Source organism: Helicobacter aurati, assembly GCF_003364265.1.
Taxonomy (GTDB): domain Bacteria; phylum Campylobacterota; class Campylobacteria; order Campylobacterales; family Helicobacteraceae; genus Helicobacter_A; species Helicobacter_A aurati.
The window spans coordinates 1-24922 of record NZ_NXLW01000017.1 but is presented as its reverse complement, the minus strand read 5'-3'; the positions used below and the strand labels follow the sequence as shown (position 1 = coordinate 24922).

The window sequence follows — 24922 nt, the reverse complement described above, 5'->3', positions numbered from 1 at the left end:
AGTGTGAATATGTGAATTTAGTTAGATATGATAAATTTGATGACGCTAACCGAGTTGGAATCTTAATTGCTTTAGCCATTTAAAACATTGCAATGGGGTAGTTATGATACGTTTTATGACATGTTTATGGATTCTCTTTTTAGTAAACTGTTCATTGTTGTTAAGCGATAGTTTTTTGAATGAAAAAAACCAATCGTATCAAAAAAGTAAAACCAATCGTGGGCTATTGCTTTTTGTAACATCTAACGTTATTCCGATTGATAAATCTTTTCTTAAAGATACACCTTATGGTCGCGTAATTGATATTCCACAATCTGCATTCAATATGAATCAATCAACCAATATTATGTCAAGAGGAATGTATAATCACGGTAATTACACCATCTTCCGTTCCAATAACCATGCTATTACTTTTTATCGTTATTCACGCAACAATTCCAATCTTTACGCAAGAATTGCACCCAATATTTATAATGTTACACATATTACAGGCACATTTTACAAAATAGAACCTATGCCCGAGAATCTTTCGCTTTGCTCACTTGTTATTTCACGTTCTTTTGAAGCGCAACAAACTTCGAGCCCTGAAATATTGCTTGATTTAAATGAAATTCCCAATTACGGCACAGCAAATATTCTCTTAGAATGTCCAAAACCCAACGAAGAAATGCGTATCGAAGGATATGGGGATTATTAAAGGTATCTATCATGGATATGTTGACGATTTTTCTTATAGGATTCGTAGGAGCTATTACTCCTGGACCAGACATTTTGCTTGTTATGCACAATACATTAAAGTTTGGTATATGGCAGGCAATTAAGGTTTTATCAGGTATAGCTACTGGTTGGATTGTTTTTCTTAGTATTATTTATTTAGGCTTTACTCATTTGTTTAATACAAATTTCATGCAATTATCTTTAACTGTGTTGGGTGGATTCTATCTTCTCTTTCTTGCTTATCAACTCTTAAAAAACAATATATCAAATCAGCATTCATCATTGGATTCTGATTTTACCCAAGAACATCGCCATGCAGCAACGCAACCAGATACTTACGTTAAAGGGCTAATCATCAACCTCTCCAATCCAAAAGCAATTTTGTTTTTTTCTACAATTATTGCGCCTTTTATTGAAAAAAACTTAGAAATAAGCCTTATTGTCTTATACCTAAGTCTAGTGAGTGGTTTTCTTAGCATTATTTTCACTACTGCGTATTTTCGAAAATATCTTACCGTGAAGTTATTTTCTCGTATCGATATAATTTGCGGAATCTTATTCTTACTTTTTGCTTTCTCTCTTTTTTATCATGCTTTTAATATTGTAATGAAAATGTAAATTCTCAATTTAATATGTCGTAATACTCTTAAATGTTACTTTCTTCCTAGCAAAATAAATAAAAAGCGTTTTTTTTTTTTTTGTTTTTACTTCTATATGACGTGATACTCTATGTTTCAATTGTTTATTTAATAACAATTGAATTACAAAAATCGAAAGGATAATATTATGAAAAAGGTTATTAATGTATTGGTTGCTGGCAGTTTTTTAAGCGTTGCCTTTAGCAATGTGGCTTTTGCTGAAGAGAAAAGTGGGGCATTTGCGGGAGTACATCTTGGGTTAGCTATTCTTAATAATTCAGTATATTTGAACAACAAAAAAGAGAAAGATGCAAGTGAAAGAGCCCTTACGTTTAATGCTGGGATTCAGGCAGGGTATCAGTATTTCTTTGTACCATTGTTTGGCGTAAGAGGATATTTGGGTTATGATTTTGATGTAAATGCAAAATTTACCAAACAAGGACGAAGAACCGGGGTTCATAATATCACATTAAATTTTGATGGACTTGTAAATTTCATTAACTCTGATAATTTTACTTTGGGAGCATTTCTTGGATTTGGACTTGGATATGGTATTGTAGTCGCAACTGGAGAAAAGATTGAAGGTACTACATATAATGGCTTTAATATTCCCATTAATGTAGGGCTTGCTACAACCTTTGGCAGTCATAAGATAGAAATAGGAGGCAAGATTCAAACTTTAGCAGCTGGACACACATTAAAACTAGGCAATCAAGAAATCGCAACGCGCTACAATCCGCATACTATATATGTAGGATATTCATATATCTTTTAAGGTCTTTCATTGTTATCGATAAATTTCATGTGAATACAATTCATACTGCATAATGGAGTTTTGGAAATTTGAATAGTCCATGTTATTAAGACATTGAGTTATAAAATTCGATAAATATTCATTGCAGTATTTTTACTTCTTACGTTTAGATCATTATTTTACTGATGAATATCAATAACACTTTATTAAAAGTTATAAATTATAGAATTCATATTCATTGTGATCTTACTTTAACCTTGCCTAATTTACACAAATATTAGCTATTTTCCTTTTAGGAAATAAGCTACTTAAAACTTTATTAATACCAAAACACCGTTTTGAATGATAGAAATTCTCTCTCTTTCTTGCTAAAACACCCTGATTCTATACTTTGGCATTTAACACTTCAATACATAAACTCTCAATGAATATAAAGCAATCTATTAATTTAGAGAATTTTATAAAAAGTCCTTGTTACAATTTGTGTACAATTAGACTAAAAATATCATTACAAATCCATTTCTCTTGCAAGAAATTCTGCTGTATAACTGCCACTTTTTTTACGATTCGCAATAATCTCTGCAACACTTCCGCAATCAACCACTTCTCCTCCTCCACTTCCACCATCAGGACCCATATCGATAATATAATCCGCATTTTTTATCACATCGAGATTGTGTTCAATAATAACTGCAGAATTACCCAACTCCACTAAATGATGAATAACTCCTGTAAGTTTATCGACATCGGCAAAATGCAATCCTGTGGTAGGTTCATCAAGAATATAGAGAGTTTTTCCCGTATCCTTGCGACTTAGTTCCTTACTTAGCTTGATTCGCTGTGCCTCACCGCCACTAAGAGTCAGCGAACTTTGTCCAAGTTTAATATACCCCAATCCTACCGCTTGCAAAGTTTGCAAACGATTATAGATTCTAGGAATCTTACTAAAAAACTCTATTGCCTCATCTACACTCATATTTAATACATCAGCGATAGTTTTAGACTTATAGGTAATTTCTAATGTTTGAGGATTATATCTAGCCCCTTTGCAAGAGTCACATTGCACCATAACATCTGGTAAAAAGTGCATTTCAATTTTTATCTCACCATCTCCTTGACACTTTTCACATCTTCCGCCTTTCACATTAAAGCTAAAACGTCCCACGCTATAACCTCGTATTTTAGATTCTTTAGTCTGTGCAAAGAGCGTGCGTATATCGTCCATAAGCCCAGTATATGTACTGGGATTGCTTCTAGGTGTCCTACCAATCGGGCTTTGATCAAGATAAATAACTTTATCAAGATTCTCTAGCCCTTTAATAATCACTCCATTGCTTGCCTGCATTCTTTTTCTGTGATTGAGTAATTCTTGAGCAACGGGTAAAAGCGTTTGTAGAATAAGCGAACTTTTGCCACTTCCACTCACGCCTGTAACACAAACAAAATTCGACAATGGAATCTTGACACTCACATTTTTAAGATTATGTAAAGAAACTTTGCTAATCTCTAGCCATGTTTTTTGCTTTCTATGGAAAGGGTAATGGATTTTTTTACTGCCATTGAGGTATTGCGCAGAAAGCGTTTGTGTCTTGAGTAAATCTTCTACAGTGCCACTAAACACGACTTCCCCACCATAGATTCCAGCACCAGGACCAATATCTACAATATAATCTGCGCACATAATAGTCTCTCTATCATGCTCTACAACAAGCACGGTATTGCCTTTTTCTTGTAATGATTTCAATGTCTTAATAAGCTTAATGGTATCCCGCTCATGCAATCCAATACTTGGTTCATCAAGCACATACATAACGCCTGTAAGCCCGCTCCCAATCTGACTTGCTATTCGTATCCTTTGACTCTCTCCTCCGCTAATGCTTCTTGCATCCCTATGCAACGTAAGATACCCGAGTCCAACATCATGGAGGAAAAAAAGCCTTTCTCGAATCTCCTTTAGAATAGAATCTGAAATCTGTTTTTGCTGCGTACTAAAATAGGCAAAATTCTTTGTATCATTAAAAAATTCATAGCAATTCTGTATTGACATGGTAATCACTTCGGCTATACTCTTGTCAGCAACCTTAACACTCAATGACTGCGGATTAAGTCGATTGCCTTTGCAAGCCTGACAAGTTTTCTCTATCATATAATCCGCCGCATCCTCTTTAAGAACATCAAGGGCGATTTGCAATACACCTCTCCATACTTGCGTAAGCTTAGAATCTCTCCATAAAACCTCTATTGATTTGGCACTGCCATAAAGCAAAGCATTTTGCACGTCGACAGAAAGCTCCTCAAAACTAAGGTTTGGCGCAATATTATATGCAGCACAAAATCCTTCAAACAACGCATAGTAATAACTCTTATTGAATCCAAAGATAATTTTAATACCCCCCTTATTAAGCGGTTCACCTCTATCAATAATGCAATTTGTATCAAGGCTGTATTTTATGCCAAGCCCTCCACATTCTTTGCACGCGCCCTTAGGAGAATTAAAAGAAAATCCAAGAGGCTCAAGCTCCTCAAAGCTTACCTTACATTGAAAGCACGCTAAATGTTCACTATAATGTATCGTCTCATGAACATTATTTTCCTTAAGAATCTCTATCTCAACTTCTCCATAAGATTCCCTTAAACCAGATTCAATAGCATGCCCAATCCTTGTCGCATTAGCTGAATTAAGCACTACTCTATCAATCACAAGACTGATACTATGTTTTTTTGTTTTTGCAAGCGTGATTTCCTCGTCTAGTCGCACCATGACACCATTGATTTTCGCCCGAACAAATCCTTTCGCGCGCAAAGATTCAAGCTTATCGTGAAAGCTGCCTTTTTTCTCTTTAACCAAAGGCGCATAGATAATCAACTTAGAATCTTGCGGTAATTTAAGAACTTCATTGATAATATCCGCGGCAGACATAGAGCTAATTTTTTCTCCACAGAGATGACAATGCTGTATGCCAACCCGCGCATAAAGAAGTCGTAAATAGTCATAAATCTCTGTAATTGTTCCCACAGTCGAACGTGGATTTTTAGAAGTGGTTTTTTGGTCTATCGCAATGGCTGGTGTTAACCCTTCAATTTTTTCTACACTAGGTTTGCCAACTTTATCTAAAAACTGCCGCACATAACTTGAAAGAGATTCGATATAACGTCTTTGTCCTTCCGCATATAGAGTATCAAAGGCTAATGTACTTTTCCCGCTACCACTAAGCCCTGTAAAAACAATAAGTTTATTTTTGGGAATCTCTAAGCTAATATTTTTAAGATTATTTTCTCTTGCGCCTATGATTGTAATATGCTCTTTCATTGCTTAACCTTTCCCTATAAATTTATAAGGATTCTATCGAAACTTACATAATGGATATTTTACAGACAGAGAGAATAGCCTGCTTAGCAAAAGAAGTAATCCTAATTTTAAGCATCCTTGTACAAAGAAGAACGTAATAAATCTGGTCTAAAATATTGTGTTTTCATATTTGCCATGCTCTGTTTCAATTTCTTAATAGCGGCATGATTCCCACTCGAAAATTCCGAGACAGGCGGTATATTATATAGCGCATCAAATGCTTTGGATTTCGTAAAATTTGGAGATTCTAAGAGATTTGATTCAAAGCTTTCTCCTTCCAAAGACTCTGCATTGCCTAGTACTCCTTCTTTATATCGCAGCATAGAATCCGCAATACATAAAGCCGACAACTCGCCCCCAGTAAGCACAAAATCCCCAATGCTAAAAATTTCCGTAGCATACATTTCAATAATACGTTCATCAAATCCCTCATAACGACCACACACAAAAGAAATATGCGAATAGGTACTTAATCTCTTGGAATCTTTATGTGTGAAAGTAGCACCACAAGGACTTAGGAAAATAATCCTCGAATCTTTCAGTCTGCGCAATGTTAAATCCAAGACATAAGGCTCAAGCAACATACCTGCGCCGCCTCCGATAAGCTGATTGTCAACCTTTTTATAACGATTAGTAGCAAAATCTCGAATATTTATGCACTCTATTGTCAAAATATTAGATTGCACAGCTCGCCCAATAATGCCCACGCGAAAATAGGCTTGAATAATCTCTGGAAATAAACTTAAGAAACTTAATTTCATTGTGTTATGCTATGGATTGTAAGAATTTCTTAACATTCTCTGCGACCATTCCTAACAATCGTTCTTTGGTATCTGTGTATGCCCATGCAATATGAGGAGTAATAATTAGCCGATTAGCAAGAGCTGGATTAAGAAAGGGGTGATTAGCAATCATTGGTTCTTTTTCTAAAACGTCGCTTCCAAAATAAAAATCTTGCTCTTGCAACATCTTAGCAACATCTTGCTCATTGACAATGCCGCCGCGCCCGAGATTAAGCAGAATCGCACCTTTCTTTAATTGCCTAATCTGTGGTTCTGCAATAAGATTATGAGTTTGCGGATTAAGCGGGGCATGAATAGAAATAATATCACTCGTCTGAAGCAAGCTATCAAGACTTTTATGCGGAATCCCTGCTTGTGTGTTATTGCCACTGGTAGAATGATAACTGACACGCGCACCAAACGCTTGCGCTAGATGGCACACCTGCCTACCAATGCTGCCAAAACCAACGATACCCCATTCTTTGCTTTGTAAATCTATTATTGGTTGTGATAAATGACAAAAAATATCACTTTTTACCCATTCTCCTTGCGCAACATATTGAGCATAATACGAAAGTTTGCCTAAAAAACTCAAAGCTATCATTAGCGTATGTTGCGCAACTGCATTCGTAGAATAACCGACTACATTTTTAACAAGGACGCCCTTTTTCTCTGCTGCCTGTAAGTCAATGTTGTTTGTCCCTGTCGCCGCTACACAAATGAGCTGTAAATTATCAAGGGATTGTATTGTATGCGAATCTATAACCACCTTATTAACAATGATAATTTGAGCATCCTTGCAACGAGGAATAATCTCGTCTGGCTTTGTTGTAAGATACATGCTAAAATGACCAAATTCTGCAAAAATCTTTGAATCAAACTCTCCTAAAGTCAGCGCATCTAACATAACAATATTCATAATATTTCCTTTCATTTCAAAGTAACAAATATATTAGATATATATTAGCGAATCTTGGCAAAAGTTTGCAAGACAATATCTGCTACCTGCTTGGCAAGCGTTATATCCATATTTTGATGGCAAGGCAAAGAGAGTTCCGCGCGGAAAAAATCTTCTGCATTTCGCAACAATGGATAAGTTATAGGCAATGTCTGATAAAGAGAAAAATGATAAATTGGCTTATAGTGCACTTGTACGCCAATGTTTTGCTGTAATAATTCGTGAATAAGAGATTCTTTATCGCAAAGATATTTCGGATCTAATAATACTGGATAAAGATGCCTTGTAGTGATTTGATGACTCTCTATTCGTGGTGTATAAAAGTAAGGATTACCCTTAAAATAATCATCATAAAATCTTGCTATCTCCTCTCTTTTTTCAATAAAAGATTCCAAACGTAACAATTGCGAAATTCCCAAAGCAGCACTTAATTCATTCATTCTAAAATTAAAACCCAACTTTATACAATCGTGGTTGTAATGATTCTTTTTGATAATACCGTGCGAGCAAATCAATCTTGCGCTATCCGCAAAAGTTTCATTATTCGTAACAAGCGCGCCACCTTCACAAGTTGTAAAAGGTTTCACAGCATGAAAACTAAAAATACACATATCGGCTTCTTCGTTATTGTCGCTCCCTATAAAACGTTGCTGAAACTTCGCACCAAACGCATGACTAGAATCTGAAATCCATAATATTTTATGTGCCCTTGCAAATTCACGTAACTTTTGTCTCTCGACACTTTTGCCTGCATAATCAACAGAACAAATCGCAATAGTATCCTCACGCAAATAAGATTCTAAATGTTTAGGATTGATATTTCCATCCATAGTAATATCTGCAAAAATTGGCACAATATCATTTGCCAACATCATATTGGCGGTTGCTACAAAGCTAATAGACGTGGTAAGAATGCTATAAGTATTGGAGTCTTTGGCTTTTTTTAGTCGCATAGAATCTGCTAGCAAAGAATCATTGGCAAATTTATCTTGTGTAACATATTCTTTTAGTGTCGCGAAAGCCGCATAAAGTGCTGAAGTCGCAGAATTATAGGCGATAGCGTATTTTGCATTGAGATAATTTGCAATGTCTTTTTCAAATTGCTCTATCAATGCGCCTTGTGTAAGATGCGAAGAAAATAATGCTTTTATTACTGAATCTTTATCGGATTCGGTGATGTTTTGTGTGCTATAAGGAATAAAAGAAGGCGGCATAAATGTCCTTTTACGAAAGAAATCTTTTGCTATAATATTTTCGAATTATAACCGATAAAAAGGTAAAGGATAATTATGATAAATATATGGTGTGATTTTATCGAACGTGGTTTTCTACAATCAGGTTTTCAAGACTTGGTACATACAGGTTTAATCAATGGAGCAACCACTAATCCGAGTATCTTTGCAAATGCTTTCAAAAGCGGCAACTATCAACAAGCCATACAAAAAATACAAGAAACCAACTCTCTGCAATCTCTCTCAAAAAAACAATACGCAAAAGCAATCTATGAACACCTCGCGCTAGAAGACGTGCAGACAGCCGCGAAAATCCTTCAGCCACTCTATGAACAAGATTCCAAAAATGGACTAATAAGCATTGAAATTGATCCTTATCTCTGCGATGATATAGAATCTAGCATAGATGAAGGGAAACGTTTATGGCAGAAATTACAATGTCCTAACGTCATGATAAAAGTCCCTGCAACGTCAAGTGGTTTTGTTATTATGGAAAAGCTTATGAGTGCTGGCATACATGTAAACGCCACATTAGTTTTTAGTAAAGAGCAAGTACAAAATGTCCTACAAGCGTTTCAACAAGCCTATAAGAATCTTACAAACAGCACGAACAATTCTTCGCAAGTTACACAGAATCCGCAAGGCGTCATTAGCGTGTTTGTTTCTCGTTACGATAGAGAAATAGATGAGCATTTAGAGAAAGCTCTACGCGGAAAATATGGAATCTGCAACGCAACTGACATTTATCAAGATTTTATAGAGCGCAATAATAATCCGTATTTCAGAATCCTCTTCGCTAGCACGGGAGTAAAAGAGAGAAATGAAATATACCGCGACGCGGGCTATTATGTCTATCCTTTAGCTTTTGATCACTGTGTCAATACATTACCCTTAACGACCATTCAAGAGATTGATTACAAAAAACTGCAACAAATACAAATAACCAACAACGAATATAACGATACTCTATTGCAAGAATTGCGACATAAACTTGATTCTGTAGGGATAAATGCCAATGAACTCGCACAAAAACTCTTACAACAAGGGTTAGAAAGCTTTCAGGCAAGTTTTCAAGACGCTCTAAATTCTTTTACAAATACTCCAAAAGGAATCTTATGATTATCATGGACGGTAAAAAGCTAGCCGATAAACTCCAAGAAGAGATAGCGCAAGAAGTGGGATTCCTCTCGAAACAAGGGATTATTCCAAGTCTTGCAGTAATTTTAGTAGGCAATGATGCCGCGAGTCAAACTTATGTAACTATGAAAGCACAGGCTTGCAAAAAGGTGGGTATCACTTCTATCTTACACGAAATGCCTGCAAATATTACACAAACAGATCTGATGACAATGATTGAAAATCTCAATCAAAATAGCAATATTGATGGGATACTAATCCAACTGCCACTGCCCAATCATATTGACACAAATGTTATTTTAGAATCTGTACTGCCGAGTAAAGATGTTGATGGATTCCATACACAAAACAGCGGCAAACTCCATAGCGGGATTTCTGGCTTTGTGCCTGCTACTCCATTGGGCATAATGTCTCTATTGAAGCATTACGCTATTGAAATTCAAGGGAAAAATGTTGTGATTGTTGGTGCTAGCAATATTGTAGGTAAACCATTAAGCGCGCTCATGCTGAATGCTGGTGCGACTATAAGCATTTGTCATATTCATACAAAAGACTTATCTTTATATACGAAAAAAGCAGACATCATTTGCGTAGCTGTGGGTAAGCCGAATCTAATTACAAGCGATATGATAAAACAAGGGGCGGTTATTATAGATATTGGTATCAATCGATTGGAAAATGGGAAAATAGTAGGTGATGTAGATTTTGCAAACGTCGCTCCTTTGTCTTCGATGATCACTCCTGTGCCAGGTGGCGTAGGTCCTATGACCATTGTTTCGTTGTTGCAAAATACCTTAAAAAGTGCTCAATGTAGATTACAGAATCATAAAAACAAATAATTTCAAACACCAATCCTTAACAAAATATTTTCACAAGCCCACAAAACCCACTTATTCAAAGTAATTTATTGTATAATTTTGCAGAGATTCAATGAGGAGTAATTGTGAAAAAATCTTCCACACAAGATTCAACACAAAAAACAATAGATATTTTGCATAAATTTCTTCCTCTTCAAAAAATATCACCTAGCTCTAAATTACAAACTTTCTTTAATCTTCTCTACTCAAGCAGCCCTCCAGAGTTTATTCTAAGGAAACAACCAGAAGAGCTACTAGCTAAACATCAAGATTACATTGATAACATTCATGAGGTTTATGCGATTATCCTCGCAGTCAATCATAATAACTTAGAGATATTCCTAAAACTAGAAAGCTTTAAACATATCTGTCAAGCCTTTTGTGATACTATCGAACAACTAGCCAACAAACATTATGGAATCTATTTGCAATGTTTACAAGCTAGCGTATTGCATTCTATTGATACAAAAACCACTAAACAGATTCTTAAAAACATGAAAATATTACGTGAAAATGGAATCATTAGTTTTCATGATGAGAAATGTATCCAAGCAGCTCTTAGCGGTGATTCGATACGTAAAGCAACTGAAAATAAAGGAAGTACCGCCGCGACAGGTACTATTCAATCATTTGCGCAATCTAACCCTAACCATACTCTTTTTAAAGAGCAGCTTACAGCAATCGCAAAAGCCAAGAAAATACTTCACAAAGTACCGTGGGCGCGCACACTTACTTTCTTATGCGATGAAAATTTTACGAAACAAATCCTCATCATTGGAGGTAAAAAAACAGGGAAATCTACCCTAATTGCTACTTTGCTCTGTAATAATGCAAACGCAACACATCTACAACCTCTTGAGGCATTATCACCAATCTGTTATCAATATGGCAAAGGCTATGCCAAGATAGAATACTTCAACACTCAAGAAATGCAGGCACTCAACACTGCCTCTACAATTCCGACAGACGAAACCACACAAAAAATAAAGCACGAGAGAATCTACGAAGAAATTTATCAAACACAAAAGATTCAACAAGTAAAAAACATAACTATTTACCATGACAGCGATATATTGAAATATGTACGACTTATTAATACTCCCTCACTGATTCCACAAGCATTAAGACATTTACAAATTTATGAATGCTTAATAGCAAGTCAAAATATTTGCTATCTCATCAATACAGAAGAATTATTTAGCACTAACGCTAATAAACATTATGAGTATAATGCCAGAGTCATCTTTAGACTGCTCACACAAGATAATATTACTTGCGTTTATGTCATTTATAGCCAAATTGATAAAATCAATCTAACGCTTAAAAAAAGACAAACACTTTACAATAAACTTTTTACTCTTATCGAGCAAAAATTAGAAGGTATGTATGCAAAGCAGGAACTACTTAAAAAGCTGCATTTCCATTATCTTACTCCCGGAATCGCCTATAACTTACGTCTCAAAAACCTTCTCTCATCAGAAAGCGGGTTTGATATGTCCTCGAGCGGGATTCTAGAATTAGAAAGACAGCTTTTTGCGCATATTTTTGAATCTCCCGTGCAACATATTTCCATTGAGATTCTCAAAAATATTCTCAATCTCTGCAAAAATGACTATCAGCAAAATACAAAATTGCTTGAATCTTGTCAGAACACACAACAAACTGCGGGCAAAGAAAATAACACTCTACAAGAACAAGAAGAAAATCCAGCAAGCAATTCCGCAGAGATAAGCTCAAACAGTGCTATCCAACAACTCCTGCAAAAAAACAAACAAGCACAACTTAACGAACAAACGCGCAAAAAAATAGAATCTATTCTTGACGAAATCAAACAAAATGTCCAACTTATGACAGAGAAACTACCAGCCAAATATTCATCATTTTATGTTTCTTTCAGCAATTTACGCGATAATTTGTATTCGCAATTTATTCAATCAATCAATTATGAAATGCGAAAGAGAACGGGCTTTAGCATAAAAAGATTGAAAAATTCCACGATTGATAGCATTGTTATAGGCTTGCAAAGTTTATCAGAGATTCTGCAAAACCACTTTCTCACTCATAAAGAACTGCATAATATCGCAAAATATTTAGATAGTAAGAATCCAAATTCCCTTATTCATTTTGCGCTAACACAAGAACATCAAAATATCCTCAACCTTCTCTCTACGCATTTTAATACCTTTATTAAGGATGGATATTCGACAGATAGTAGTCATATTATTGCTGAACATCTCTCGTATCGACTTAATCTGATTCTACCAGACAATGCAAAAAAGGGCACAATCAGCGAGGAAGCGATTATCAAGCCCATTAAAGCAGGCTTCGAGTATTATTTTTTGTTGCTTGAACGTAATATTGAAGAACTTTTTAATAAACACATTGCTTTCTTTAGCCAATTTATGCAACAGGCACTTTGTATTATACAATGTATTCTCATCGATTATTATCAAGATGCACACATAAGCGACAAAGAAGAATATAGCGCGATTTTAAAAAATCTTTAGTATTTCAGGAGAGAATGTTGAGTATTTTAAAGCTTTTTTTAAAAGAATACAATGAATTACATCATGAGATTTATGCCGAAGAAACCACAAGCGATATACTAAGTCAGATTCGCCAAGTCGAAAAAATCATGAGTAACCCTAAATTCCATCCAACTATGGAATTAAAGGCTTTCTACAAAAACATTCGGGACCAATACAAAAAGGCCCTTAAAATTCTCCTTATCGGCAATCAAAGTATAGACAAAATCTCCTTTATTAACGCCATTCTGAAAGATAGCATTATTCCACTGCATAATGGATTGATACAAAAAAAAATCATCGTACGCTATTCGCCTAACCCGTTTGTTCGAATTCATTATAAAGATTCTGCTCCAAAAGAGCTAGCGGGCAATGCCAATAAAGACTCTATCCTTAGCAACACCCTACATTCGCTTGATATGAGCTCTTCGCATTTAGATCAAATTAGTTCCTTTGAGATTTTTGTACCATCTACATTTTTACAGAGCTTTGAAATTATCAAAGATATTGATGGATTCAAGCAAGAAAATGCCCTCTCGCTGAAAGAAGCAGACATCTATATATGGCTTTTAGAATTAAAAAGCAAAATGATTCAACAAGATATTATTGCGAAGATTCTGAAGAAAAAGCCTACTTTAGCTATTTTGACTAAAACACAGAAATACAGCGATTCGCGTGAACTGCTCGAGCAAATTTCACTCGATAAAAATATGCTCAATAAAAAATTTAAATTATCATCCATTCATGATATAAGCTTTGAATATTTTTTCAGTGAACAAAAAATAGACGAGAAATTCATTATTCTCAAGTGTCTGGGCATGCTGGAGAAACAACTAAACTCACTGAAAAATAGAACCTATGAAAACATCAATATCCTTTTTGAATCTAACAAGAACACTATTGAGCAATTTTACCTTTCCAAAACAGAAAACAATCAAAAAGATTCCAAGTCATTGGAAACAAAAACACAGCACCAACGTGTCAAAATGCAAACAATAGAAGAATCCATCCTCAAAATGGCACAAACTGCCAAAACAAAAAAAGATTATGGATTACTTAAAGAAGTGTTTGAAAAAAACAAAACTATCGATATGCACTACAAAATCCTTTTTGATCATTATAAGTCTCTTGATAATAGCTATCATAAGGAACATTTAAACCTCATGGCGAAAGCCGTAAGGCTCAATAACGAATACAATCGCGAAATTCTAGGCAATATTCTACGCAGCTTTAAGCGATACTTAGAGAGCATTGTAGATAGCATTCTTGATAATATCGAGCTAGTGAAAATTCGCATAAGACCCAAACAAACTTCCTTTGTAGACATTCTTACTAATAGACACATTATCTATGAAACTTTCCAAATCAATACACAAGGAATTATAAGGGAGCTAGAAGATAATCAAAGCCTCTTAGCGCGTAAACATAAAACACTCCTTTCGAAAATTAACCGTTTTGATGCCTATATCAATAATACCGTCGAAGATAATTTGCTCGCCTTTGGAAACGCTATTGAAGAATGGGTAAAGCGCGGACATCATTTAGTGTTGCAGAAAAAACCTCTGTTTATTAGCATGGATGGTTATTTCAGTTTGGAGGAATTTAACCTCGGTGTGTATCGTAGTTTTACAAAGAAACATTATGAAATTATGCGTGATTTTGCAGAAAAGATTCACACAGAATTAACAATGTTCAATGTATGGGTACGTGCAACAAAAAAAATGTTGCTAGAATGTGTTGTAGAAAAATTAAAAGATAAATTCCATCAAGATAAAATGTTAGCAAAGAATGCGCAAGTGCATCTTATCACTCCACTTAATCGCGCATTAATTGTAGATACAATCTTGGAGATTCTACCCGAAGAAATCAAAGAGCTATTTTGCTTGCTCCCTTATTCTAAAACACAATTTAATCATATACCCGCGCTACTGCACGAAGAAGCAAAAGAAAATGAAAAAATCATTCGTTATAGAATCCGCGAAATTATCGACTTAAGACAAACCATGAAAGTTGGAACAAAATTACTTGAAAAAACCATGACAAATGTAAAACTCAAAGAATAACCCCTGCAAATTCAAGTAAGGATACAATCATGGCAAATGCCAACAAGAATCTCATGCCCTTTAGAGAATATATGCGTTTATGGCTATACCAACAAAACGATTCGCGCGGTTATTATGCAAACAACAATCATCAACGTATAGGCAAAAAAGGAGATTTTTATACTTCAGTCTCTGTCTCAAAATTCTTCGGCGGTGCTATTGCGCATTATATTATCATGCTACTTGAAAAAGAGATTCTAAAGCTTCCTTTGTGTATTGTAGAAATTGGCAGCAATAACGCAGATTTAATTAGCGACATTGCAGAATTTCTTACGGCTTTTAATAAAGAAGTATTCCAGCAATGCGCATTTTACACTCTTGAACCGTTACAAAGCTTGCAGTATCTACAACAACAAACTTTCACTACTCGAATTACATCAAGATTCCATAAACAACTACATACGTTCACTACCCTTGAAAACATACAAAGTTTTATACAATCACAATATCCATGCAATCAATCTAGTACAAACGCACGACTTACAGACACATTTTTTATTAGTAATGAGCTTCTTGATAGCATGCCTTGCGATGTTGTCTTGCATAATCAAATGCTCTTTGTAGATTCGCAAAACCAATCCTTACAGAATCCAAGTTTTGTATGGAAAGATATTGCGCCAGAAGTAAGAGAGTTTTGCGACATGTATCAAATAAGAGATGTGGAAGTCTCTCTAGCATTGAAGGATTTCGTGCAAACATTAACGCAATTCCAAGCAAGAAAGTGGATATTTCTCACCTTTGATTATGGTGAATTTATCTCAAGAGATATGAATTTACGTTTGTATCATGAACACAACGTTTATAATTTCTACGAAGAGTTACAACAAGAAAATATCCCGAGCTTCTACCAAAAAAGCGACATAACCTATGATGTAAATTTCGGATTACTACAACAACTATTTGCGCATTATCATGCCGAATGTCTCTTTTGCGCAACGCAAGCTAACGTCTTAATACAAGAATGTAAAATCTTAGAAATTTTCGAGCTATTCGCCCAACAATTCAATGCCCAAACAAAACTCAAACAACAAGTAAAATTGCGCGGATTAATAGCTCCAAATGCAATGGGAGAAAGATTCAAGTCAGCTTGTTTCATTGGTGGAATCAACTAACAAAATCGAAATAAACTCCGATAACATGGCTACAATCACTATTGCTATTGCGTTCCCATCAAATTTTTAAGAGCAACTTCTTTTATTGATTCTATACAATCACCTACAAGAGATTAATTCTCTATTACTCTAAATCTATAAACCTCATACCATTAAACCTATACCCCCCTTAAGTATTAACCAAAATTAAAGTATAATACATTCTATTTCTTCTAGGAATAGGAAGTAGTTATGCAAAAGTTCCAATTATCCAACCTTGATTGCAGCTCATGCGCACAAAAACTCGAACGAGGATTATCCAACTTGCCTTTTATAAAAAATGTCAAAGTGAATTTTTCAACTAACACTCTTTATATTCAAACAGAAGAAAATATCGCCGCGCAAAACAATCTTCTTTCCCTATTGCAAGAGCATATACAAGCCATTGAACCAAAGGTACAAATTACCAAGAAAGAATCGCAAGCTCACGTAGAATCTACATTCAATAAGCAAGAGGGAATATTTGTAGCCATATTAATTAGCCTGTTTATATGCGGCGTAATCATGCAATATAACAATTTATTTACATTCTTTATAGCAAATACAGAGAATGCACAAAATCTAGCTTCTATCTACTTTATATCCTTATATCTGCTTGCTGGATTCCCTGTTTTTAAAGCAACTTATAAAAATCTCAAAAACAAAGTTATCTTCGATGAAAATTTCTTGATGCTTTTTGCCACAATAGCTGCTATTTGTCTAGGTGAAATGACTGAAGCCGTTGCTGTTATGCTCTTCTTTCGTATGGGTGAATTTATCGAATCTTTGGCACTCAATACTTCACGTAAATCTCTGAATGCTTTAATACAAATTATTCCGCATATTGCTCATCGTAAGATTCCCAAAACACCGTTAGAAGCACCACTTTCCCTAGAAGACATTCATCCCGAACTATTAGAAGTTAATGATATTATCATTGTAAAAGCTGGGGAAAAAGTACCTATAAATGGACTTGTTATAAAGGGCAAAAGCTATCTTGATATGCGCGCAATCAATGGAGAATCTAAACCCATAACCATAAAAGAAGGGGATAACATTATTGCAGGTTCAATCAATACTAGCAACGCGCTAGAAGTAAAAGTAACAGCGAGATTCCAAGATTCGCATATTGCAAAAATCCAAGATATGGTAGAAAACGCCACAAACAATAAGGCAAAAACGCAAAAGCTTATCACGAAATTTGCGCAAATTTATACTCCCATTATGTTTGCTATCGCCTTTTGCGTAGCGACACTACCACCATTACTTTTGGGGTCAACACAAGAGTTATGGAGCGAATGGATTTATAAGGCTTTGGTGATTTTGATGATTAGTTGCCCTTGTGCTCTTGTGATTTCTGTGCCATTAGGATACTTTGGTGCTATTGGCATTGCAAGCAAACGTGGCATATTGTTCAAAGGCTCTAACCACCTAGAAACACTTGCAGAGATACAAAATATTATTTTTGATAAAACAGGCACTTTGACAAAAGGAATTTTTGCCGTTACAAATGTAATACCAAATAAAATCAGTGAACAAGAGTTGGTGCGAATTGCCTGCTATGCAGAAAGCCTCTCTAACCATCCAATTGCACATTCTCTAAGACAATATGCAAAAGATATGCAATTGCCACCCTACCCTTTGCAAGAATATCAAGAAGTATCTGGAGAAGGAATCGTCGTTACCTATCAAGAAGAAGGATTGCTAAAAAAGATTCTCATAGGAAATACTAGGCTCATGGAAAAGCACAATATCGCTATACCTATGGACGTCCATTCCATGCAATCTTCTGCCAAAGAACAGCATACAACAATTATTTATATCGCTGCAAGCACGTCAAACCACTTACAATATCTAGGCGCAATTTGTATTGCTGATTCGCTAAAAGATGAAGCAAAGGAATGTATTCGCTCATTACAGAATCTTAATATTAACAACCTAGCAATTCTTAGTGGAGATAATTATGCAAGCACAAGCGATATAGCCAATCAATTGCAAATAACGAAATTTTACGCGAACCTTATGCCCGCGCAAAAAGCAGAAATGTTTTCATTACTCAAAAAAGAATATCAAGAATCCCAAAAAGATTCTAACAAAACTAGCAAAACTGCATTTGTAGGAGATGGAATCAACGATGCTGTTGTACTTTCTCTAGCAGATGTGGGGATCAGCATAGCTACACAAGATTCACAAAATGACATTAGCAAAGAAACTGCAGACATCATTCTTACGCAACACACATTGCATAATCTTATTACCGCCATAAAAATTGCGAAAAAAACACGCAATATCACTTGGCAAAATATCTCCTTTGCACTTAGTACAAAATTGCTTTTAGTTATACTTGGTGTTGCAGGTATAGCAAATATGTGGCTTGCAGTATTTGGTGATGTGGGTGTCGCACTCCTAGCACTCGCGAATGCGCTTCGTTGCGCTCGTTAATGAATTAACAAACTTAATGATGGTGATGATGTAAATGCGAAGAATCACTCGCATTTGCCGTGATTTGCATATATCCATGATAGATACTCTGCCCGCTAAAATACACCATAATAACAAAGCATAATCGTAGAAAAAAGCTTCGCATTCTTGAACTAAGCAATCCTAAACTCAAAATACCCATCAAAAACAATGGTAAAAATGTCCCTAACCCAAAAAGCAACATGACAAACATTGCTTTCATTACAGACATAGTCTGTGCTGCTTGCAAAGCAAACATATAAACCAAACCGCAAGGCAATAATCCATTCAGGATTCCAATAACAAAAAATCTGATAAACTTTTCTGATCGGAAAGCAATACCAAAGGTCTTTTTATAGAAAAAAGTCAATAATGCCTGTAAAGATTCAATAGCCTGAACACAAAGACGTATCAAAGAAAATTTGTAACGAGAATGTATCTTAGAATCTGGTTTGCTTGCTTGAGTAAAAACTTTGAACCCTTTGGGGAAAAATGTGAAAATTGTCGCGCTTATGAATAACAACACACCAAGTACAATAAAAATTATACCGTTAAGCACATGATTCCTGCTAAAGTTCATACCAAGCAAAGTAAAAGCAATACCCACAAAGCAATACCCACAAAGCCTACCAAAGAAATACAAAAGGTTAGCGAGTATTTGCTTTAACTTAGAATCTATCCTCTCTTTCATATTTAAACTCAACACAATCCCCCCACACATGCCTGTACAATGGGCTAAAGAGCCTGTAAAAGCCGCACCAACAATTAATAACGAATCTTGGATTGTCATATTCATCCTTTATAAGTATCAGAAGAATTTCAGCTGAAATTCATGGATGGATATATTATATATTAAGGAAGGAATCTTTTTTGCTTTTTCACGGAAAGTATAAATTATATCTTTCTTCAACGTCTAATAAACTGATAAACCCTTGAGCAATGATTATCATAAGCAATGAGTGATGCGAAATTTCATGTTCAAACTATCTATAAATCTTTAAACGAGGAGTGCATTATGCGCAATAATATTTGCTTAATAACAAAAAGCTTATTATTGAGTCTCTTGATATATAACCCGTTGTTTGCTGAACAACCAATGAATGCTACCGAATCCATTCCTCAAACCCCAAAATCTATATCGGACTTAGAGCTTGCGGGTTCGGATTCTTTCGATTATGATATTAACAATAAACTTCGTAAAGCAAAAAGCAATTTTACTATTGGCATTGGGGGGAATGTTTCAAAAATCAATCATGAAAGCTTAGGAAACTATAAAGTAAACGTTAGCGTTTTACTTGGTTATAGTCAATTTATTCATAAAACCTTTGGGTTTAGAATGTATGGAATCTTTGATTACAATGTGGAGAAGCTCTATGGGGCGGCTGGATTTGATATATTGTGGGATTTTTTGCAAACTGAATATTTTGGATTGGGTCTTATTGCGGGAAGTAGCGTTGGATATTCTAAAATTACAGCTTTAGATGGAAGAGACGGAGTGTTATCGCAATTTCATGCTGGAGTAAGTATGAATTTCGATAGTGGTAAAAGCCGATTAGAAGGACTCGTACGCCTACCTTATCACAAGCTAAAAACAAATGATTTATCCATTGACGTTGGGATAACATACGTCATTATGTATTCTTATCTCTTCTAAACAAGATTCGAACTTAGAACAGATAAAGGCACAATATGCGGAATCTGCCCAAAATTTATCTTTGCTCTTTTAGTAATATGAGTCTTGCTCTCTCAAGTTATCGATTCTATAAGCAAGCATTACGTATGGGCATTTTTACAGATATTATGCTCTATAATGAATGCAGTCTTGATAGACATTTTAAAGCGCACTTTCAAGAAAAATTCTATGCACCATCTTCACTAGAGGACAACAAACAACCCTTACCCGGGGGGGGGGGCAACAGCCCTGTCCAAAACCCCAAACCAAGAGAATGCCCCATTCATTCAGTCTTGCCAAATAAATCACAATACAACTTCACGTGGTTTTGGCTATTGGTGTTGGAAACCACAGATTATCTTAGAAAGTCTAGGAAAAATTGCCTATGGTGATATTTTGATTTATGCAGATATTGGTTGTGAGTTTATACCAAAAAACGTACCATATCTTTTACAGCAACTAGAATGTTTGCATAACAATGATATTGTTGGATTCCATAGTGAAAGCACAAAAGAAAAATATTGGACTAAAGCAGATGTTTTTCTACATTTTGGCGTATTAGATAATCCAAAATTTACAGAATCTCCGCAAATAAAAGGTGGAGTAATTTTCATGAAAAAATCAAATAAAACGTTACGAATTATCGATGAGTGGTTGCAAATCTTTTACAATCATTTCCATCTTGTTACAGATAGCCCATCAAGAACAGCAAATTATCCTGAATTTCAGGAAAATCGTCATGACCAAAGTATATTTAGTCTTCTTATGAAAATTCATAATTGTGTAACTTTACAAGACTATATGTCCACAAAAGCAAGTATAGAATCATCTGCAATTAGAGATTCAAGAGATAAACAATTCCTACCACATGACTGGAATCTATCCTATACTTGGGAATCATATTCGCCGTTTGTGTTGTATTTGTCTAGGATTCTATTTGCAATTCTTGGCAGAATCTCTCCGACAAGCAAAATGCGTAAAAAATCACGAGCTTATTGTTCACAAATTAAATGGATTGAAAAATACCGCTCTTTGAGCAGAGAAAACTAACAAATAACTACAATAACTAGTTATTTGCGGTTCACATTATTAGAATATTTTTGCTATTTTGAGTAAAAGGTGAGTATTCTAGGAAACATTATCCTTTATAATTTGCGGCAGCTTTTTCTAAGAGTTTTTGCGCTTCTTTAGCATCTTTAAAATCAGTAACTTTCACCCATTTTTTAGGTTCAAGTGCCTTGTAAGTTTCAAAGAAATTTTTGATTCTATCAAGTGTAAGTTGAGGTAAATCTTTATAAGATTTTACATCTTCGTATGTCGGATCAATCTTATCAATAGCAACCGATAAAAGCTTTTCATCTTTGCCTCCTTCATCTTCCATTAATAATACACCAATCAATCGAACTTTAATCACTGAACCAGCCTGCAGCGGATATTCATTAAGCACTAGAATATCTATAGGATCATTATCATCAGCCAATGTGTTAGGAACAAAACCATAATTAGCAGGATAATACACTGCAGAATATAGGACTCTATCAACTACAACCGCACCGCTTTCTTTATCAATCTCATATTTAATATCAGAAGCATACGGAATTTCTATCACAGCATTAACTGCATCTGGTATCTTGCCTAAATCTATTTTTGAAATATTCATAATTTCTCCTTAAAAAAAATTTACCAAAACGGTATTGTGTATCTTGGCAATTAAAAGTTAACAACCTACCCCCCCCACCCACCGTATTTTGTCGAATCCGAACCAAATGATAATTGCCCGTGCAATTATGCAACAAGAAACAACACTAAAACATGTTAAAATAAAGATTTCAAAATAGCAAAAGTAAGGCTCATATTATGGACACTACTGAAAAACAAAAAATCTCACAGCTCGCACTAACAATAATACAAGACACACAAAGTCCGCTAGCGATCATGCTCTATAAACAACTCCAAGAGGGTAAAATGCTACGTTCAAAACTGATTTTAAACATTATCAATCATGAGTTAGCCTATCTTCTATGCGCTATCATAGAACTTATCCAAAGTGCCTCGTTACTGCATGATGATGTAATCGATGAAAGCGAATTGCGACGTGGAAAGCCAAGTCTGAATGCAGAATTTGGGAATAAGAACGCGATTATGTTAGGAGATATTCTTTATTCGCGCGCTTTTTATGAACTCTCGAAATTCCATCCGCTCATCGCTCAAAACCTCTCATTGAGTGTTTCTAAATTGAGCATTGGAGAATTAGAAGATGTTTTTTTAGAACAAAAATTCAATACTAATGAAAATGAATATCTCCAGATGATAGAACATAAAAGCGCGGATCTCATCGCAACGAGCGCACAATGTGCTTTCCTCTTGAAAGACTGCATTAGATTAGATTCCAAAAACCCACATAATGCCCAATTGGATTCCGCTACTTGCAATAAAGCGGCAATCTATTATGAATATGGTCTCTATCTCGGTATGGCATTCCAGATTATTGATGATATTTTAGATATTACACAGGACACACAGACACTTGGTAAGCCTACCATGAGAGATTTCAGCGGAGGGAAAACGACACTACCTTATATCTATCTATACCATGAATTACAAAGAGACGAACAAATATGGTTACAATCACTTTTTAAAAAGGACATAACGCACGCAGATAAGGCAAAACTACACAGCTTACTGCTAGAAAAATCACTTGACAAAACTAAGCAAAAAGCACAAGACTATGCCAAGATTGCCAAGCAACACGCAATCACTCTGAATAACCCTAAACTAGAATCACTTATCGATTCTATGATACAAAGGGACTTTTAATGTATGCGTTAATAAGTTTTTCACATCAGAATACTGATATTGCCCTACGAGAAAAACTACATTTTAGCGATAGAGAAATTAAAGAATTTCTACCATTAATAAATATGAGTGATATATTAGAAATAATAGTACTCTCTACTTGCAATCGTTGTGAAATCTATCTTTTTCTACAAGACAGCTTAGAGCAATCAACAATAGAATCTAAAACAATATTTGAAGAAATTTTACACATTCTCTCGTTGCAAAAACACATAGCAAAAGAGATTTTACAAGAGAAAGCCGTGATTCGACACGGTAAAGAGGCGATTTATCATACCTTTTGCGTAGCAAGCTCCCTATTCTCATTAGCATTAGGAGAGACACAAATTAGCGGACAGCTCAAGAAAGCTTACAAAATAAGTTATGAAAATGGATTCTGCGCCAAGCATTTGACAAGGCTTATGCACTTTGCTTTCCGTTGTGCAGCAGAAGTAAGAAACAAGACGGATATTTCAAAGAACCCTATTTCAATAGCTTCCGTGGCGGTTGGCTACGCAATTGATTTTCTTAATAACACAAATATTTCCTCTACCCATAAGCTTTCAAAATATATATCAGGCAATTTTTCAGAGCCAGATTCCGAATCCATTTATCAATGCACAAAAAATACAAAAGACTATGCACCACAAATTCTCATAATTGGTATGGGTGAAATGGGAGTATTATGCCTGAAATATCTTATGCGATACCCGATTAATATCACGGTGTGCAACCGCACACTGCACAAAGCGCAGCAAGTATTACTAGATTTAGAAATGCAAAAGCACATCAAGATTCTGGATTTTTCTTCCTTGAAGCCCTGTATTAACGATTACGACATTGTTTTTAGTGCGGTTAATGGGGGCAACTTGCTTACCACAGACGTTTTACACTACAAAGACTCTAAAAGATTGTTTATAGATTTATCGATTCCGCGCAATATCACATTCAATACACATGATATAAGGCAACAAGCATTAGGAGAAATAGGAGTCATAGGGGTAGATGACTTAAAAAATAAAGCAGAAGAATTCATTAACTCACGCAAACAAAGCGCGAAAGAAGCGCATGAAATTGTGGCAAAAGTAACAATTGATTTTTTACATTGGCTCTCAACTCTCGAGGTTGACCCTGTTATCAAAGCTATGCGATTAAAAGCACAGCAAGCAAGTTTAAAGGAAATCAACCGCGCAATTAAAAAGGGATTTATCCCCGAATCGCTAAGAAATAATGCCCTAAAGCTTCTACAAAGTGCCTTTAATGAATTTCTACACTCTCCAACAAAAAAGCTCAAAGCTATGGCAGAAAACGAATGCTATGATACGGTATTGGAATCTATCGGAAATGTTTTCGGCGATAATGAACAAATATTGCTGAATCAATATAAATGCGAAAAATAATATCATCAAAGTAGTATTAAGAAAGTCGAAATTAATAAAAAGAAACCATGTCATACAATCGTATAGTTACGTAAGTAATTAGAAGAAGCTCTCCCTCTGTAAAATTACAAAATCACTAAACCTAAACTTCGATAAGATTCTATAAAACAAAATGATTTTGAAATCTCCATTGCCGTATTCTTTATGTCTGAATTTATACTGTATTTGTCGCACCTTAAAGCGTTGCAATCATAAAAATTCTGTAAGCCTTAATACTAATTTACTATGTAATCATGCTTTATATAAACTCTCTCCATAAACCCTCTTTATTTAAAATTTGTGTTCTTATATTATTGAGATTCTACAATCTTAATCTCTGTTTTGGTGAGATTGTA

Annotated in this window: 20 protein-coding genes; 14 read left to right on the top strand and 6 right to left on the bottom strand. The window is 35.1% G+C overall.

The window, feature by feature from the left end; genetic code table 11:
* The first annotated feature begins 103 nt into the window (after positions 1–103).
* From CQA66_RS07735 to CQA66_RS07725, 3 genes are all read left to right on the top strand, one after another.
* Positions 104–697: a hypothetical protein gene (locus tag CQA66_RS07735; protein WP_104762276.1), complete on the top strand. Its 594-nt coding sequence runs from the start codon at positions 104–106 to the stop codon at positions 695–697.
* An 11-nt stretch (positions 698–708) separates the two neighbouring features.
* A complete protein-coding gene (locus CQA66_RS07730) occupies positions 709–1335 on the top strand; it encodes a LysE family translocator (protein WP_104762275.1) in 627 nt (208 codons plus the stop codon).
* Positions 1336–1503: 168 nt separating this feature from the next.
* The gene (locus CQA66_RS07725; RefSeq protein ID WP_104762274.1) at positions 1504–2130 is read left to right on the top strand and encodes an outer membrane beta-barrel protein; all 627 of its coding nucleotides are present in this window, start codon (positions 1504–1506) and stop codon (positions 2128–2130) included.
* Positions 2131–2617: 487 nt separating this feature from the next.
* Here CQA66_RS07725 and uvrA read toward each other — a convergent pair whose 3' ends face one another.
* From uvrA to CQA66_RS07705, 4 genes are all read right to left on the bottom strand, one after another.
* Positions 2618–5419, bottom strand: a complete 2802-nt coding sequence (gene uvrA / locus CQA66_RS07720; RefSeq protein ID WP_104762273.1) for an excinuclease ABC subunit UvrA — start codon at positions 5417–5419, stop codon at positions 2618–2620.
* A 107-nt stretch (positions 5420–5526) separates the two neighbouring features.
* Positions 5527–6219: a tRNA (guanosine(37)-N1)-methyltransferase TrmD gene (gene trmD, locus CQA66_RS07715; protein WP_104762272.1), complete on the bottom strand. Its 693-nt coding sequence runs from the start codon at positions 6217–6219 to the stop codon at positions 5527–5529.
* Between the two features lie 4 nt (positions 6220–6223).
* Positions 6224–7159, bottom strand: a complete 936-nt coding sequence (locus tag CQA66_RS07710; RefSeq protein ID WP_104762271.1) for a D-2-hydroxyacid dehydrogenase — start codon at positions 7157–7159, stop codon at positions 6224–6226.
* 44 nt (positions 7160–7203) lie between these two features.
* Entirely contained in the window at positions 7204–8412 is a 1209-nt protein-coding gene (locus CQA66_RS07705) for a DegT/DnrJ/EryC1/StrS family aminotransferase (RefSeq protein ID WP_104762270.1), read from the bottom strand.
* Between the two features lie 75 nt (positions 8413–8487).
* Here CQA66_RS07705 and CQA66_RS07700 point away from each other — a divergent pair, with 75 nt between their 5' ends.
* From CQA66_RS07700 to CQA66_RS07675, 6 genes are all read left to right on the top strand, one after another.
* Entirely contained in the window at positions 8488–9549 is a 1062-nt protein-coding gene (locus tag CQA66_RS07700) for a transaldolase (RefSeq protein WP_104762269.1), read from the top strand.
* On the top strand, positions 9546–10406 hold the full coding sequence (gene folD / locus CQA66_RS07695) for a bifunctional methylenetetrahydrofolate dehydrogenase/methenyltetrahydrofolate cyclohydrolase FolD (protein WP_104762268.1): 861 nt from the start codon (positions 9546–9548) through the stop codon (positions 10404–10406). Before CQA66_RS07700 ends, folD begins: the two co-directional genes overlap by 4 nt.
* A gap of 104 nt (positions 10407–10510) precedes the next feature.
* On the top strand, positions 10511–12931 hold the full coding sequence (locus CQA66_RS07690) for a hypothetical protein (RefSeq protein ID WP_104762267.1): 2421 nt from the start codon (positions 10511–10513) through the stop codon (positions 12929–12931).
* A 14-nt stretch (positions 12932–12945) separates the two neighbouring features.
* Positions 12946–15012, top strand: coding sequence for a hypothetical protein (locus CQA66_RS07685; RefSeq protein WP_104762266.1), 2067 nt, complete (start codon positions 12946–12948; stop codon positions 15010–15012).
* A 29-nt stretch (positions 15013–15041) separates the two neighbouring features.
* The gene (locus CQA66_RS07680) at positions 15042–16163 is read left to right on the top strand and encodes an SAM-dependent methyltransferase (RefSeq protein ID WP_104762265.1); all 1122 of its coding nucleotides are present in this window, start codon (positions 15042–15044) and stop codon (positions 16161–16163) included.
* A gap of 231 nt (positions 16164–16394) precedes the next feature.
* Positions 16395–18623, top strand: a complete 2229-nt coding sequence (locus tag CQA66_RS07675) for a heavy metal translocating P-type ATPase (RefSeq protein WP_104762264.1) — start codon at positions 16395–16397, stop codon at positions 18621–18623.
* 13 nt (positions 18624–18636) lie between these two features.
* On the opposite strand, the gene CQA66_RS07670 is transcribed toward CQA66_RS07675, so the two are convergent.
* The gene (locus CQA66_RS07670; protein ID WP_104762263.1) at positions 18637–19431 is read right to left on the bottom strand and encodes a sulfite exporter TauE/SafE family protein; all 795 of its coding nucleotides are present in this window, start codon (positions 19429–19431) and stop codon (positions 18637–18639) included.
* A 225-nt stretch (positions 19432–19656) separates the two neighbouring features.
* Here CQA66_RS07670 and CQA66_RS07665 point away from each other — a divergent pair, with 225 nt between their 5' ends.
* The 3 genes from CQA66_RS07665 to CQA66_RS07655 are packed head-to-tail and all read left to right on the top strand — an operon-like array spanning position 19657 to position 21363.
* The gene (locus CQA66_RS07665) at positions 19657–20295 is read left to right on the top strand and encodes a porin family protein (RefSeq protein WP_104762262.1); all 639 of its coding nucleotides are present in this window, start codon (positions 19657–19659) and stop codon (positions 20293–20295) included.
* 35 nt (positions 20296–20330) lie between these two features.
* Positions 20331–20705 carry a hypothetical protein gene (locus tag CQA66_RS07660; RefSeq protein WP_115582584.1) on the top strand — a complete coding sequence of 125 codons (375 nt, stop codon included), beginning with the start codon at positions 20331–20333 and terminating at the stop codon, positions 20703–20705.
* A 4-nt stretch (positions 20706–20709) separates the two neighbouring features.
* Positions 20710–21363: a hypothetical protein gene (locus CQA66_RS07655; protein WP_104762260.1), complete on the top strand. Its 654-nt coding sequence runs from the start codon at positions 20710–20712 to the stop codon at positions 21361–21363.
* A gap of 88 nt (positions 21364–21451) precedes the next feature.
* Here CQA66_RS07655 and ppa read toward each other — a convergent pair whose 3' ends face one another.
* Complete coding sequence (ppa, locus tag CQA66_RS07650; protein ID WP_104762259.1) at positions 21452–21973, bottom strand: inorganic diphosphatase; 522 nt, start codon at positions 21971–21973, stop codon at positions 21452–21454.
* 197 nt (positions 21974–22170) lie between these two features.
* Between ppa and CQA66_RS07645 the strand changes: the two genes are divergently transcribed.
* Together CQA66_RS07645 and CQA66_RS07640 are read left to right on the top strand one after the other, a co-directional pair.
* Positions 22171–23130, top strand: coding sequence for a polyprenyl synthetase family protein (locus tag CQA66_RS07645; protein ID WP_147289220.1), 960 nt, complete (start codon positions 22171–22173; stop codon positions 23128–23130).
* Complete coding sequence (locus CQA66_RS07640) at positions 23130–24548, top strand: glutamyl-tRNA reductase (protein ID WP_104762258.1); 1419 nt, start codon at positions 23130–23132, stop codon at positions 24546–24548. The genes CQA66_RS07645 and CQA66_RS07640 overlap by 1 nt, the downstream gene beginning before the upstream one ends.
* Positions 24549–24922: the final 374 nt, after the last annotated feature.